Source organism: Roseiconus lacunae (assembly GCF_008312935.1).
Taxonomy (GTDB): domain Bacteria; phylum Planctomycetota; class Planctomycetia; order Pirellulales; family Pirellulaceae; genus Stieleria; species Stieleria lacunae.
This window is the reverse complement of the sequence record NZ_VSZO01000001.1, coordinates 1,150,229-1,165,556: the sequence shown is the minus strand read 5'-3', so window position 1 is coordinate 1,165,556 and position 15,328 is coordinate 1,150,229. Positions and strand designations below refer to the sequence as shown.

The window sequence follows — 15,328 nt, the reverse complement described above, 5'->3', positions numbered from 1 at the left end:
GGTTTGCGAGTGACCGCCACTGCTCGAGACCGCCGGCGGCATCGCAGCGAGGTAGGCGATAGCTCGGGTTTCGACGTCGGACGCGTCAGTCGGCGAGAGTGGCGGCGACGTTGGCTTACCCGCGATAACGCTTCCCCACGTCGCACGATCACGGCATCAGCAAGAGCTTTCACGCAGGCAGCCAGCATTGGAGCGGGAACGGTCGCCGGTTCTACATCGAGTCGGTCATACTCTTCACCGCTGGGATGCGCGCTAGGACTGACCAACGTGTGAGGACCGGTTGACCGGAGTTCGACGATCATCGCCCCAGCGCCGTCGGTGTGTGTTTCGGTGTCTCCCCGAGCGTAACCCCCAGCGTGAGACCTTTCGAAAACTCTCTCTTTCCTAAACCCTTACCCTAAAACAGCTTACAAAGTCAGAGGCCGTTCCGGCTAAAAACGGCACAAACGTCACTCGTAGAAACCATAACAACAGCCGCGAATGGCAAGCTCCAGTTCCAATCCGCTAACCAACAACGAACAGTTTGCGGCGTTACGCTCGCGAAGCGTCTGTCACGTGTAACCGCAATCGAATCGCCAGTGCCGGACCACTTGTCCGATGCTTGTGAGTTTCCCGGAGGTTCGCACATCTTGTTTGTACGTAGATTAAACCGCAATCTGCCGAGCCATCGTGCGAAGCAGGCGTGTTGGAACAGGGTATTCGAGTTCCCAGACAATGCTGATGGGGCGACTGCCTGTGTGACTCAAGTAGTTGCACGGTCCAAGGAAGTGGTATGGAGCTGAAATCCCGGACGGAAGATTCTTTGTCTCGCGCACGAATAGCAACGGCGTGTAGCCCATTTCTCGGTGATGGATGTAGCGTTGACCAGTCGGTGACTGCTCCGACGTGTTGCTTTGAGACTGCCAATGAAATTGATTGTGTGAGATCAGGTAGTCTTCGTACATCGTCGTGGGCGAGTACTCATCCTCGGTTTTCTGCAGCGTCACGAAAAACACATCGTGCTTCCGATCCTGCAGATGCAGCACACCCTCGCGTTGGCTTGGCCGATCATTGAAATTCCAGTGTCCAAGCGCCACCAAAATTTCGTCCCGCGTGTACGCAGCGTGAATGGCCAATGGCTCGAACGCCACGGCATTTTGGTTTGCGATCAATGGCGAGTGTTTCAATCGGTATTCAAGCACGCACCGCAGGTCATCGATAACCACCGAATTGTCTCGCAATCTTTTGTCCGCATCCGCGAGTGACATTTCAGCGTGCTGCGCCCCCCACAATGAAACGTGAAGCATCTCCGCGACACTAGCTTCCGGAGGCGAGTCTTGCTCCAGGTATTCGGTTACAGCCTGGATCTGCAGCGGGCAGTTGATGTGACTTAAACGACGCAGCCCCTTTGCGAGTTGTTTTTCGTCTGGGGCGTCCGCCAGCTCAATAAGTCCCGCATCCGCCAACAATCGTGACCACAAGCCTCGCTTCAGTAACTCGTCAAGGGTTGTATCGAAATAGTCGATCGCATCTTCAAGCGTTGGCACTCTCCCCAGATATTGCTTCAGATCTCGAAGCGAGCTTAACATCCGCGGTCGGACCATGCGAATCGACTCACGTACATTTTCAAGCACGCGTTGTTGCGCCACTCGCTCGAGCTTGATCACACAACCACTTGGCAAGTGCGGAAAACCGTTTTCGATTTCTTGGTCAAGTTTCTCAGTCGGCTTATCACTCAAGGCACGAAACCGGCTGGCGAACCGAAATTCTTTGCGTTGCGCGCCGATGAAGTCGAGCACGGTCAAACACTCTTTCTCAGGATGCAATCGCAAACCACGCCCCAGCTGCTGCAGAAATACAGTCAAACTTTCGGTCGGTCGAAGAAAAAGCACCGTATCGACCTCGGGGATATCGATGCCTTCGTTGTAAAGATCAACGACAAAGATGAAGTTGACCGAGCGCTCACGTAACCGCTGCTGAGCGGAATTGCGTTCCTCGCTGGTCGATCCCGCTGACAATGCAATCGAAGGGATTCCATTTTCATCGAAGAATCGAGCCATGAATTCAGCATGTGCGACGCTGCAGCAAAATCCCAGGCCACGTACGTCCTGCGAATCCAGTACGGTCTCAGCAACTTTCTCGAACACTAACTTTGCACGAATGTCATTGCCCGTATAGAGCCGATCCAAGTCATCGATTCGGTAGCCGCCACGTTGCCATGTCAGGCCATCAAGATCGACTGCATCTGAAATCCCGAAGTATTGGAACGGACACAACAGACGCCGGGAAATGGCATCTGGCAACCGTATCTCAGCAGACGCTCGTCCTCCAAACCAACTCAACACGTCCAGTTGATCAGAACGTTCGGGCGTGGCTGTCAATCCAAGCAGAACCTTCGGATTCACGTGCTCTAACAAGGATTGGTAGCTGGGGGCCGCTGCATGGTGAAACTCATCAACCACTACATACTCGAATTGCTCCGCGGACTCCATTTGAAGATTTCGAGAGTTGTAGCTTTGGATGGAGCAGAATAGATGTTCGTGCTGCTCTGGCTGATTCCCATCGACGAGGAGATCGCCGAAATTCTGATCTCGCAGCACGCAACGGAACGCGACCATCGCTTGGCTGAGAATCTCTTTTCGATGGGCGATAAATAGCAACCTCGGTTTGCGTCCCGACTCCCTCGCGAAACGAGCATAGTCGAACGCAGCTATCATCGTTTTACCGGTCCCCGTGGCAGCGACGATCAGATGTCGATGTTTGTTTTGGACATTGCGTTCCGCGGCAATGATGTCAAGAATCTCTTCTTGAAACGGGAACGGACGCAAATGGAAATTGATCGCGAGTTCATTGTCCGTTCCTGCTCTCCGCTCGGTGCTAATTGCTTGGCGAAGTCGAGGCAGCGACTGAACGTCAAACGACTGAAACTCATCATCCTGCCAATAGGTCTCAAAGGTGCCCGTGACCTTGTCCCATAAATACGGCAACTCGTACTGACTGATTTTCGTCGTCCATTCAAGTCCCTCGGACAACGCAGCGTTGGACAAATTAGCGGAGCCAACATAGGCACTGCTAAAGCCGGTCTTGCGGTGAAACAAATAGGCTTTCGCGTGCAGTCGCGTTCGTTTGGTGTCGTAGCTCACTCGCACCTTCGTCCTTGGAAGCTCGCTCAGTGCTGCCACCGCTTTCGGATCCGTAGCACCCATGTAGCTGGTGGTGATCACGCGAACGGCCAGTTTGTCATTGCGATCGACAAGGTCGCGAAGCTGGTCAATGATGACCCGCAATCCGCTCCACTTGACGAACGAGCAGAGGATGTCAACTCGATCGCAAGTTGCGATTTCCTTGCGAAGCTGGCTTCCCAAACTTGCATCCAGTCGCGTTCCAGTCAGAAGCGAGCAACGGGAGAGAGGACTGTCCGGTCGCTCGTTTGGCGAACCATCGACTGACCGGTGGATCGCCAATAGCCGTCGCAATGGACTGGAAATGCTCAGAACGTCAGCATCGTCGTCATGCAACGCTTCGGCGAGCGTGCCAAGAATTTTGTCCGTGAGCTGCCGCTGCTTCTCAGCTGCATCCGCCCCGCGAAACGCGGCCAAACTGCCAGCGATCAGTCGCTCGAGAAATTGAGCAAGGGCCGAGTGCGATTCCTCTGCCTCGACTGGCGCAAGCGTTGCCAGGCGGGGATCGCCTAACCGAGCAATCTCGTCTTCAATAGCTTTCGTCAGAAGATGATCGTAGAGTCCCGGTTCCACTAGCTGCCTACTATCCAATAAGTAATTGCTGGCAGAATGACGCTGCCTGATCTAACGAACACGAATTTTAGCGACTTACGACGATGGCTGGTTGTTCGCTCAGCTTCAACGAACGATCAGGTTTGATCGCAGGTAGCAGAACCGTTAGAAAAGAGTTGATTCCGACATGTCGAAGCAAGTGGATGGTGTTAGAAGCCAATTTGCGCCGCCCACGTGTCACATGCGAACTAACCATCGAAACAAACACATCGGAAGCCTCAAATCTCTTAAACAGGTGAGGTGGTCTGGCCGTTGCCTGCGTGTGCCAGAACACGCCCGCCTTGCACGAGTCGGGTTGCACTTCGTCGCCGTAGGTGGCTCGGCGTTCGCGGACGGCGGCGTCGTCGGAATCGGCAGCCGCGATCGTGGTGACGCGGACGGCTTCGCGGACTCCGTGGAACTGATGGCAACCGGCAATCTTTTTGATCAGCGAGTCGCCATCGTCTTCAAACAGCACGAAGTACTCATGTAGTCCAGAGATAACTCTGGATCGAAGAAGCCGCGAACGACTTTCTCCAACTGGTATTCCAGCAGCGGCCGATCGTCTTCGTTCTTAATCGTATTCCACGGCATGAACCGTTCTTTGTTGGCCGTCAGCGAACCGACTCGCGCCGTGATCCCATCGCTGATGACGAAGCTACTTTGGCCAATCGTCTGGAATCAGCTTCTCTTCGTCGTTCCATCTTCGGACGATTGCGTTCTTGTAGTCTTCATTGCTAGCAAGGTACGCGTGTTCTATGACGATGAATTGCATTCCCTTCTGTCGCTTGACTTCCTCAAATAGGAACTCGAAGTACCGATAAACTGCCTTTGTATCTTCGCTGAGTGGCACATCGGCTTCTTCAGGGTTCTCCTCGGGCGGATAGTATGGCCGACTAATTTGGTCAAATACGAGAACTCCGGGAACAGGAGACTTGTTCGCAGCAAAATGTCTGTGCAGCGAACACAACACGGACACATGCAATGAGAGATAGTTTTCATCAGAGCCCACGTCTCGCATGGAAAAGGATCGGGTTTCGGTCACGATTCCACAACCAACGTCGTTGTTTGCTCGAAAGTAAACCGAGCCGTCACGATACTCTTCCTCAAACGGCAACTCTGCGAGGAGTTTGGTCGCAATAGTGCCAATCCGCTGTGACTCTTCTTCAAGTCTCGCACGTTTTCCATCGACATCGACTTCTGCTTCCAAGCCAGCGATCTGCTCACGGAGCACATCAATTCTCAAATCCTCATCGGAAGTTACACCTGAGAGCGATTCAACATAGAGAGAAATTCGGCCAGCCAATCTGCTACGTTCATGATCGAGTTGTTGCGCCGAAGCAATACGCTCTTCTTGTTCAACCAACTCCCCGATTTGCCCACGCACTTGATTCAGTTGCCCTTCAACTCGCTGAATCGTATCAAGTTGCTCAGACAGGTACCCGTCGATACGTGGCTTTTCAACTTCAACTTCATTGAGTTCTCTGTCGAGTTCTTCGATTGCATCACGGATCGCATCGGTAGATGAATGTTCTTGACCAAGACTGTTGTTACACAATGGACACGTAGTTTCGTCTGATGGGCTGTTAAACAGTTCAATCGATTCTAGCCGCCGACGCTGCGTTTCAGATGTTTCATTAAATTCATTTGCGTCGCCTTCAATTGCTCGTGCCGCTTTGAGGTTTTGTCTTGCCGAGCGAAGCTCGCGAAACAGATTCTGCTCACGTTCATAGAGCAAAACCAGTTCATCTTGGCTTGCTGTAGTTTTTTCGCCGGGGCGCCATTGCGAGGCTGTTTTCAATAGATCTTCGGAGGTTTCTAATGTGACGTCGCTCGGCTTGGGTATTAGCCCTAAACTGACAGCTTCGGTAACAAGTGAAAACGCCCGGTCAGATTCCTCGGCTCGGATCGCGGCCTGTTGCTTTTCTCTCGACTCGAATCTTCGGAGATCGGCTCGAAGACGTCTAAGCGTTGCGACTTTCGCTGCGGCTTTCTCGTCCGAAATTCCAAAAAAGTATGGAATCGAGTCGATGATTTGCCTTCTCCGCTCGTCATTCAAGCCACGAAGAAGAGTTGTCTTGCTAATAATTACATCATCGTCCTGGAGAATGAACGGAGCGACTTGGCGCACCGAAATCCTCTTGCCTTCTCGGCCAGTTCCGAATGTCTCTCCTTTTACCTCGCCGATTCCAAACTGCGCTTCTACGAGCTTGTTCACCTCGTTCCGATTCATTGTCTCCGGCATCGCATCGGCGTTGTCCGGAAGGAGTTTCCTTGGGTCACTCCCGGTAAGAAAGCACATTGCGTTGTCTGTGCTGTCCTTACCTTCCGGCAACTTTCTGGTGACAGCAAAGCACTGCGAACCTTTTGACCAAACAAGCCCAACCCAAGAGCACTTTTCGCCAACGACACCCGGAATGTGGCATTCACCTGCCCCAAGGCAATAGTCCAAAATGTCGATTATCGCAGACTTACCAGTGTGTGACGGTCCAGTAATAATGTTTACTGCCTCTGTCTCAAAAGGCAGCAGAACATGGCGTCCGTCTTTTGAATACAGACGTATCTCCTTGATATTCCAACGTTTCATGGTCGAAGCCCCAATAGCGCGAAAATACGTTCTGCCGAATCTACCTGCCCACACCATTGCCCGAGTCGGTTGGCGGCCGTAAAAGGCCGATCTTCTATTCTTCTTCCGGTCGGATCTTTCGGTTTCGTCTTGAATGCTCCGTCTAGGGGCACCAAAGTTGAGTCGCGCATCTTAAAAACATTGCTTAGCAAAGCATATTGCAGTGCACGACGCGTGAACGTAACAGAGCGGCGCACTTCGTTCACGATATTGATTTGCAATTCAGGGCTTCTTAAGTACCACTTCGCTAATCCTGTGGTTGCATTAGTCCCCTCCAGCGTTCGCGCGAGCTTCTTCGACACCACGATTGGGCAGGGAAGATACATGAGCACATAACTTGGATACGTGTCCGAAGCTTTGTGGTATCCCTTCGCGAATTCGTGAAGTACGACGCCGAGGAACGCGGGGTTTGTTTGAGAGTAAACATCAACACTCGTTGTCATCGTGCCACCTCATTCCCGCTTCAGTTTCCGTGCATAGATTCAAGTAGTCTGGGTGCCAACCAACTAGAAGCTCCTCGGCCAATTGTTGATACGTCCCTCTTACCAAGGAAGGCACGTTAAGCCCCGGTTTAAACGAGGGAACCTCAGTGTAGGCAGACTTGTGTGACCAATCGAGCAACTCAAGTCCGCGAGACTCTTGATCTGTACTGTCGAGTTCGCTTACGTCATGAGCCATGGGGGCGTGGCGGTCTCTCCACTCTTCAATTAGAACCTTGTTGTATTCCTTCAATTCGTCGGCGAACGCCAAGCTCTCGTCCATCCAGTGTTTGCGATTGTTTCTCGCTCGCCATCGCTCGCGTGCGGCTCTCTCAATTCTGTAATTGCCTCCATTAACAAGTTGGATTTGTCGCTCCATATTGCCGCCCATCTCAGCGCTCAGGTCCTTTGGGCCTCTGTCACCATAGACGTCGGACAAACCGTGCCCCAAGACAACGACTCTGATTTCAGCAAGTCGTTCAAGCAATTCACTCTTGCTGATTTCACGAGGGGACTTCTCCAAGAGCGCGCGGGCAACGCGACGATCCCACCACTCGATGATTCGCTCACCTATCTCCGCTCGGTTTCGCCGAGGTTCCGTGTGAAGAAACGCCTTCAGGAGTTGTTCTTTAATGTCTCCGGCGTTGAAACTCGATGGGACTAATGTCAGGCGGCGAACAAACAGTTTTCGCTTTTTCTCGCTCAGATCCAAGAATGCTTGGCACGCCGGTCGGCGAATCTTGTAGTCGTATCCTGTGACATCTTTCAGTTTCTCGGCTTCTGCGACGGTAGGCGTTTCAATAACTCGTTTTGCCTCAGCCAACAGACACGCGAGGGCGCTATCCACGTTTCGATCGGGCGTCTTCTCAAGGAGGGAAGAGAGCTCGCAGCCGTCCGCCAGATCGGCGCATGTCACAAACATGAACAAATACTTGTGCCAGTCGGAAATCGAAATCCAATTGCCGATCGTCTTCCAAAGACCATCGTTCTTTTCATTCAACGCCGGTGGTTTCCCAGTGGAATGCTTTAGCTGTGCAAGTACTGGAGTAGTTCCTTCGTGCAATTGGACATCATCAGTTGTTTCGACTGACACAACTGCCTCGTCCGATGAACGGCTAAGCAAAACAAGGGAGAATCCCGACTGAAAGTAAAATCCAAGCGAGGAATCAGCGGCTTCAAAGTTACTACTCATGCGGCGTTCCTGTACTCTGGACATTGGTTGTCGCGGATCGCCGCCTGCAGTTTTTCGGACTCGTCGAATTTAGTGGCTAACTCGCGGGTCAAACCCTCCATCTTTTCGGTGAAGGGGACGCCGTCGCCTTCCACCTCTTCGGTGCAGGCGGAACGACTGGGAGTGAACTTGTTAGTCCCGCTGGGACGGCATGGTGTAGCCACGGGTGCAAACCCGTGGTTGGATGGACAAATACGATCGAGAAGCCCTGAAGGGGCGACATGTGATGGTGAAGCACCGACTCCTATCGTCCCTTCGGGACTAACAGCGTGGTGGGAATTCCGGGACCATGGGCTGACGCCCAGGGCTACATCATGTCGCCACTTCGTGGCTAGATGCGCGTGACGCGACGTGGCTGGGTGCGTGTCGATCAATCGATGAACTCCTGCTCGAAAACGTAGCGCATGTCGAACTCGATGTGGTGCTTCGGCAGAATGGCGAGGAATTCTTCTTGAAACGTTTTCTTGCGGTGATGTTCAGCTTGGTTTGCAGTGTATTCGGCGACTGCAGGCAACTGTGATTCGCTTACTGAAAACGCGGCGTAGCCCGATTGCCATTCGAACTTTCGCGTCACGTCGGAACGCTCGTTGATCCACTTGGACGAGTTCGACTTGGGCGTTCGCAGTACATCGGAGATCGCAATGGTTGGACTGAGCTTTGCTAACAGATGTACGTGGTCTTCGACGCCTCCAATTTTCAGCAACGTACCCTTTTGGTCGCGTACGATGCCGCCGACGTATGCATAGAGGTCGTCTTGCCACTCGGAACGGATTGTTGGCTCGCGGTACTTCGTGCTGTGGATGATGTGAAACAACAGATTGGTGAACGCTGACACGCTAGATGCCCCTAACCGGCAGTCATATGCCGAATGTTTTTGTCTCCGTATCCTGTCAGTTGATCCCTTGTCCGAAATCGTTGATACGGCAACTTCGAAACCGGGATTCGAGTCTGAAAGTGCAGCACGCTCCTATACGCGAACTTGACAATCGAGTCAGACAAGCAGCTTCGCCCAAATACCCTTAGGTTGGTTGCATTTTGAAGCGCTTGATCTTAAGGTGCGAGGAAGGCCCAGGCAAGCAGGGAGAGGGGGAAGCGTGATTCGCCAAGTGCTGCGTTTTGTTGACGTGCTCACCTCTCGTGATGTGTTGTGCCGAAATGGGTAGGCTCGAGATCATCGGCGATGGAAATGTTGCTTTGAGTTATGGCATGGAAGACTCTCCGTTTTTGAACGTGGCGAAAACCGATTGGATCGCTTCGAACGAGTTGGCGTTTGCTTTCCATGATCGTTTTCCGGTGACGCGCGGGCATGCGTTGGTGGTGACGCGGCGCGTGGTGGCGACTTGGTTTGATGCTTCGCCGGATGAGCAGGCTGCGTTGATGAGTTTGGTCAATGTGGTGAAGGCGCACCTGGATGAAACGCTGGACCCAAAACCCAATGGGTACAACGTCGGTTTCAATTGCGGTGAAACCGCTGGACAAACTGTGATGCATGTCCACGTGCATGTGATCCCGCGTTATCCAGGCGATGTGCCGGATCCACGCGGTGGCGTGCGATACGTGATTCCGGAGAAAGCGAATTACTTGGTTGACGAAGCGCCGGCGGAGACAGAGACGGCACCGGCGAAATCAAAAGGTTCGCCGCGTTTGGAACTGTTGACCGGGCACCCGGATTCCACGTTGTGGGAACGGCTCTCGACTCGGATGGCAGGTGCCACCAATATCGATGTGCTGGCGTCGTTCGTTCAAGTTTCGGGCTTGGCGGTGATCGAAGAGCGGTTGTTCGAAACACTGCAGAGAAACGTTGCGGTTCGGATTCTGGTCAGCGATTACCTATATATCTCGCATCCAAATGCGTTGGCACGTTTGCTCGCATGGCAGGAGACGGTCGAGGATGACGCGGACTTCCGAGGGAATTTGAACGCTCGACTGGTGCGGATTGAATCACTGGCCAGCCGGCCGGATTCGTTTCACCCGAAGGCATGGCGAATCATGGATGAGCATGGTTCACTCGTCGCCGTTGGCAGCAGCAACCTGTCCAAACCCGCTTTGCAAACGGGGGTTGAGTGGAACCTGCTTTGTTCGAGCCATGGAGGCGAGGGCGTGCCGGACGATTTCGTCCAGGCGTTTGATGAACTGTGGCAATCGGCGGCTCCGTTGACTGTCGATCTGGTGGAAGAGTACCGGCGGGAGGCCAAAGCCTATCGTCAGGAGAACTTCAAACCCGAAAGGATCGACACCACCTCGATTCCCGAACCTCGGCCTTGGCAGGCGGCCGCTCTTGAGTCGCTCGCAAATCTGCGCGCGGACGGTTTCTCGAAGGCGTTGATCTCGGTCGCGACGGGCATGGGGAAGACTTGGTTGGCCGCCTTCGACGCCAGGCAAGTCGGCGAATCGCTGGGGCGTCGACCGCGAGTGTTGGTGATCGCTCACCGCTCGCATATTTTGATGCAGGCGGAAAGCGTTCTTTCTCAATTGCTTGACGATGTGTTCAAGCAAGGTGATTCGCTGGCGTCGCGAACATCGTGGTATGTCGGCTCACGCGGTGACATCGACGGCGAGTTGGTGGTCGCCTCGATTCAAAAGCTTGCTCGTCCTGAAGGTCTGAAGCGGTTGGCGAACGAGCACTTTGATTACGTGATCATCGACGAAGTTCACCACGCGGAAGCGCCGACGTACCGCCGTGTGCTGGCAAAGCTGGACGCCGGTTTCATTCTGGGGTTAACGGCGACGCCTGAACGCACCGACGGCGTCGATGTGGTCAGCATCTTCGATGACAATTTGGCTTACCACGCGTCCATCGGAACGGGCATCGAAGAAGGGGCGTTGGTTCCGTTTCACTACGTTGGTATCCGGGACACGGTTGACTTTGATCAAGTTCCGTGGCGGAACGGCCGCTTCGATCCAGAGGAACTGGAACAACGCGTCGCGACGAGCGAGCGGATGGAACGATTGTGGCAGGCAATCAACGAGCATCCCGGTCAGCGAACGATCGTGTTCTGTTGCTCGCGGCGTCACGCTTTGTTTGCACGTGATTGGCTGCGTGCCAAAGGGGTTCGCTCGGCAGCGGTGTTTTCTGGTGGCGGCGGTGATAGCTACGGTGAATCGCTGGAACAGTTGCGTGACGGCTCGCTGGAAGCGCTGTGCGTGGTCGACATGTTCAACGAAGGACTGGATGTCCCGGCGGTGGATCGTGTGGTGATGCTGCGGCCAACAGAATCTAAGGTTGTGTTTCTGCAGCAACTCGGCCGCGGTCTGCGTGCCAGCGTGGGCAAGACTCGCTTGTTGGTGATCGATTTCGTCGGCAACCACCGGATATTTGCTCAGCGAATGCTTCACTTGTTGTCGCTGGGAAACCACACGGCTCAATGGGGTGATTTGCGGAAGTGGATCCAGGGTGAACCTCCGGAATTGCCCGAAGGATGCTTGCTGGATGTTGAATTGGAAGCACAGGATCTGCTGAAGCAGTTCTTACCTACGGGAGCTGCCGCTGGTGTGGAGGCGTATCGGGGGTTGCGAGACGAGTTGAGACGTCGCCCGACGCCGGCGGAATTGGTGGCTCGTGGGTACATTCCCGGAACGATCAGTCGAAGTGCGGGAAGTTGGTTTGCGTTTGCCGCCGAAGAAGGTGATTTGAACGATGCGGAACAGGCAACGTTGAAGCAGTTCGCCGATTGGTTCAAGACGGTCGAGACGACCAATCTGAACAAGTCGTACAAGATGGTGGTGCTACGCGTGTTGCTGGATCAATCGTCGTTCTTTGATCCGGTTGATTTGTCCACGTTTGCAAAGCTGTGCCGAGCGCACATGCTGGAGCATCCTGTGTTGCGGCGAGATTTACTGGAAGGAAAACACGCGGTAGACCATCGCAACGCAAGTGATGCGGAGTGGATGGCATGGTGGATCAAGTGGCCGATTGATCGTTGGTTGGATGCGCAGAACGGTACGCGATGGTTCAAGCGGACGGGCGGCCAAATGCAGTTGGCGATTGATTGTCCAGATGCACTTCGCGGCGTCCTTGAATCCATGACGGAGGAGTTGGTCGAGGGACGCTTGGCTCGCTACATCAAGACCAAGCGATTGAAAGAGCCGGCCGGGGCCGCGACTTCGTTTTCAGGGAAGGTTTCCCATGCGAACGGAAAGCCGATTCTCTTCATTCCAACCGTCGAGAATGAGCCCGGACGACCGGTGGGACCGACCGCAGTGCAGTTGCCTGATGGAGAAGTTTGGACGTTCAAGTTTGTCAAAGTCGCATGCAACGTGGCGCATCCGAATGACAAGAAGAAGAATCGCTTACCTGAGTTGTTGCGGGGATGGTTTGGCGATGACGCTGGTTTGCCGGGAACTGACTTCCGTGTGCAGTTCAAACTGAGTGAAGGGCAATGGCATGCGGAGCCAGTGGGTGCCGTGAGTGCGTCGGCGGCCAAATCGTCCAGCAGTCATGAAGCAGACGAACAGATTGGAGCGGAGGAAGCTGGGTGGATGATCGAACCAGCGGTTGCTGACTCCGCCAAGTACACGAGCCATGTTCCAGTGTATGACTTGGTTGCCGCAGCAAGTGGTTTCGGACCTGACGGTGCGCCGGAAGAGATCGGTTGGGTCGAAGTGAGCGACCGGCGTCTCGTCGATGGGATGTTTGCGGCGCAGGTAGTTGGCAAATCAATGCTGCCAAGAATCAGCGATGGGAGTTTATGTCTGTTCCGTCGAATCGCTGCTGGTTCGCGGCAAGGCAAACTGGTCCTCGTTCAGTTGAACACACACGCTGATCCGGTGGATGGTGGACGCTATACCGTCAAACGATACCACTCAACCAAAAGCGTGAACGAAGACGGTTGGCAGCATGAAACCATCGAGCTTCAACCGCTTAACCCAGAATTTAATCCCATCGTCATCGACGAAGATTCCGCAACCGACCTACGAATTCTCGGCGAGTTTGTGGACGTACTGCATGATGGGGCTTTGGATTCGGATGACGGGCGATGAAGCGCGGAATCCTTGTCATCGTTCCATGCGGCAGCAGCAAGGTTTGGTCCAACGATCCGTCGGCCGGCCCGACTATCGCCAAAGATGCCTACATCGGTTCACCGTTTAAGGTCAATCGAAAGTACGCAGAACATATCGGCAACCGCTGGGTAATCTTGAGTGCGAAGTACGGGTTCATCGAGCCAGTTTTTTTTGCTTCCCGGTCCGTATGAAGTCACGTTCAAGAAAAAATCGACAGGGCCGATCGACAGTACGACTCTCGCAGTGCAAGTCGTCGATCTGAACCTTGATCAGTTCGACCGAGTCATTGGTCTCGGCGGGAAGGAATACCGCGCCGCGATCAAAGAGGCATTCTCTACCACAGGCATCGAAACCGAGTTCCCGTTCGCCGGTCTGCCCATTGGAAAAGCGATGCAGGCAGCCAAGGTCGCGATCATGATCTCGCACGGTTGAATTGAACTCTGTTCAATGGCTATCGCTCAATCAATCTCAATGATCTCGCGGCACCGCGGATAGTTGGCGCAGGCCCAGAATCGCTTTCCCGCATGCTTCCCTTTGGCGGCCTTCCGCTGCAGCATGATGGCTTCGCATTTGGGGCATGCGGGAGCGGAAGCACTATCCGTTAGTTGTGCAACGGAAGGAGTCACTTGCCCCGTTTCTTCCGCAAAGTTTGAAATCAGCGTACCGATTTCGTTTCTGACTTCGGCAATCGAATAGGTGCGAGCGGCGGGCACGTGAAGAATAGGAAGTCCAGCTGCGGCCAAGGCGTCGTCGACGAATGCGTCACGTTCTTGTCGGTCTCTGCGATTGTGGCTGGCATCGTCGAGCTCGACGGCGAGCACCGGTTGCATCGTCGTCGGATCACAGAGCAAGAAGTCGATGTGCTTGCTGCTGATTTTGTTTTCAAAACTTAGACTGCCTTCTTGTCGCGGGACGTAAAGGACATCCCAAAGGCGGACCTTGTTGTTGATGGAGTACTGCTGTCCGACCGCCTGCACAAGAACGCGATGAAAAGCCAATTCTGCGGGCGAAAGAAAGTTGTCTCGTAGGCGATAAGGAAGATTGGTTTGTAAACCTTCCGCCCGATTGTCCGTGCCAATACCAAGGAACTTCAAAAAGAATCCCAAACATCCGCTTCTCTGCGATTCCGCCATGCTTGTTCGCCCCAGATCCATTTTCAACGGTGCCATATTGGTGGAAATCTAACACACACCGGAATCGGCCAAAATGACCAGCCTGTCCGAACTTGCCTAGCCCGATCGGCTGTCGGAAGCAACAACAAGGAATGCTCAAGGAAGCCGGATACTTGAACAAAGATCTGTTCCATTGCAAATACGCGCAACGAATGTATGACGCTGAAGGTTCGTCGACCCTGACAATCCATCGCACGACGAAGTGACACGTAGCTACATTTACGCTAAGCACCCCGGTACGCCCACAAAGCCATTTCAAGCGTTCGCGGCATCCAGAAGTTGGATTTGAAGGTGTCTTGCATTGAGCGAGCTTTTTGCACGATGATTTCTGTTAAGACCGAACCGTCCGCTACCGTCAAGCCTTCCGAATTCATCGACTCGACCTTGGAGGCTTCCTCAGGAACTTCGAGCAAGGCTTTGACGATGAATTGGTCGACGGTTGCAAAGCGATCTGGGTAAATGAGCGACAATAATCCGGACGCGCCTGCAACGCCGAGGCCGCGGATTTGACTGGCGGTCTTCAATGCTAACTCGGGATCGCTTTCACCTGACTGCAGGATCTCCTTTCGGATGACATCCAACTCGCCGAGTTGATCCATGGTCTTGTACGTTGCGAGGTTGGCTCGCGTGGTCGCCAAGCGATTCTTCGCGGTGTACTTCCAAACAAAGTACCTGTCATGAAGAAAATTGAACCACTCAATGGGGGTCAAGTCAACTAAGTCTTCTCTCCGTAGCTGATTCAACTGGAACTCGACCTGAATACTCTCGGGACGAAGCATCGCCCAGTACTTTTGGAAGAGCTGATTCCAAACCCGTTCATCATCCGCCTTCCAAATCTCATTGAAGCTCATCGACACCACCTCAAAAGTTGATTCCCATCATCGAACGCCCTTCGCTTCACAAACCGTCACACGCTGCAATGCTGAGTGAAGGACCTAAAAAGGGCGGCGGAAAGCTAGCCGGCGGCCATGGATGCATCAACCGGGGCAAGCACCGCTTCTAAGGATTCCGTGGGAAGGTTGCAATTGCGGGTAGCTAGTAACTCAGGATTTTGCTGAGTGTCTGCG

11 protein-coding genes and 1 pseudogene are annotated in these 15,328 nt (G+C 53.7%); 3 read left to right on the top strand and 9 right to left on the bottom strand.

The window, feature by feature from the left end; genetic code table 11:
• Positions 1 to 644 precede the first annotated feature (644 nt).
• The 7 genes and pseudogenes from FYC48_RS04480 to tnpA form a co-directional block, all read right to left on the bottom strand.
• Entirely contained in the window at positions 645 to 3,734 is a 3,090-nt protein-coding gene (locus FYC48_RS04480; protein ID WP_149495417.1) for a DUF3427 domain-containing protein, read from the bottom strand.
• A 283-nt stretch (positions 3,735 to 4,017) separates the two neighbouring features.
• A pseudogene (locus FYC48_RS28775) lies at positions 4,018 to 4,412 on the bottom strand (type I restriction endonuclease subunit R); the annotation flags it as partial.
• Positions 4,411 to 5,985, bottom strand: a complete 1,575-nt coding sequence (locus tag FYC48_RS04470; protein ID WP_390622113.1) for a DUF3732 domain-containing protein — start codon at positions 5,983 to 5,985, stop codon at positions 4,411 to 4,413. The gene FYC48_RS04470 and the pseudogene FYC48_RS28775, both read right to left, overlap by 2 nt.
• Positions 5,986 to 6,335: 350 nt before the next feature.
• On the bottom strand, positions 6,336 to 6,821 hold the full coding sequence (locus FYC48_RS27595) for a three component ABC system middle component (RefSeq protein WP_160149313.1): 486 nt from the start codon (positions 6,819 to 6,821) through the stop codon (positions 6,336 to 6,338).
• The gene (locus tag FYC48_RS04465) at positions 6,805 to 8,049 is read right to left on the bottom strand and encodes an ABC-three component system protein (protein ID WP_149495415.1); all 1,245 of its coding nucleotides are present in this window, start codon (positions 8,047 to 8,049) and stop codon (positions 6,805 to 6,807) included. Before FYC48_RS04465 ends, FYC48_RS27595 begins: the two co-directional genes overlap by 17 nt.
• Positions 8,046 to 8,252, bottom strand: coding sequence for a hypothetical protein (locus tag FYC48_RS04460; protein ID WP_149495414.1), 207 nt, complete (start codon positions 8,250 to 8,252; stop codon positions 8,046 to 8,048). The genes FYC48_RS04465 and FYC48_RS04460 overlap by 4 nt, the downstream gene beginning before the upstream one ends.
• 206 nt (positions 8,253 to 8,458) lie before the next feature.
• Complete coding sequence (tnpA, locus tag FYC48_RS04455) at positions 8,459 to 8,923, bottom strand: IS200/IS605 family transposase (protein WP_149495413.1); 465 nt, start codon at positions 8,921 to 8,923, stop codon at positions 8,459 to 8,461.
• 371 nt (positions 8,924 to 9,294) lie between these two features.
• On the opposite strand from tnpA, the gene FYC48_RS04450 reads away from it, so the two are divergent.
• Genes FYC48_RS04450 through FYC48_RS28285 form a run of 3 tightly spaced genes read left to right on the top strand, consistent with a single transcriptional unit; the run spans position 9,295 to position 13,521 of the window.
• The gene (locus FYC48_RS04450; protein ID WP_149495412.1) at positions 9,295 to 13,068 is read left to right on the top strand and encodes a DEAD/DEAH box helicase family protein; all 3,774 of its coding nucleotides are present in this window, start codon (positions 9,295 to 9,297) and stop codon (positions 13,066 to 13,068) included.
• Positions 13,065 to 13,280: a DUF6884 domain-containing protein gene (locus tag FYC48_RS28770; protein WP_390622104.1), complete on the top strand. Its 216-nt coding sequence runs from the start codon at positions 13,065 to 13,067 to the stop codon at positions 13,278 to 13,280. The genes FYC48_RS04450 and FYC48_RS28770 overlap by 4 nt, the downstream gene beginning before the upstream one ends.
• Positions 13,228 to 13,521: a hypothetical protein gene (locus FYC48_RS28285; RefSeq protein WP_235034058.1), complete on the top strand. Its 294-nt coding sequence runs from the start codon at positions 13,228 to 13,230 to the stop codon at positions 13,519 to 13,521. Before FYC48_RS28770 ends, FYC48_RS28285 begins: the two co-directional genes overlap by 53 nt.
• Before the next feature lie 26 nt (positions 13,522 to 13,547).
• Here the strand turns inward: FYC48_RS28285 and FYC48_RS04440 are convergent, their stop codons facing one another.
• Positions 13,548 to 14,258 carry a DUF2726 domain-containing protein gene (locus tag FYC48_RS04440; RefSeq protein ID WP_200836549.1) on the bottom strand — a complete coding sequence of 237 codons (711 nt, stop codon included), beginning with the start codon at positions 14,256 to 14,258 and terminating at the stop codon, positions 13,548 to 13,550.
• Between the two features lie 227 nt (positions 14,259 to 14,485).
• Positions 14,486 to 15,112 (bottom strand): hypothetical protein, encoded by a 627-nt coding sequence (locus FYC48_RS04435; RefSeq protein WP_149495411.1) that lies wholly within the window; start codon positions 15,110 to 15,112, stop codon positions 14,486 to 14,488.
• Positions 15,113 to 15,328 lie beyond the last annotated feature (216 nt).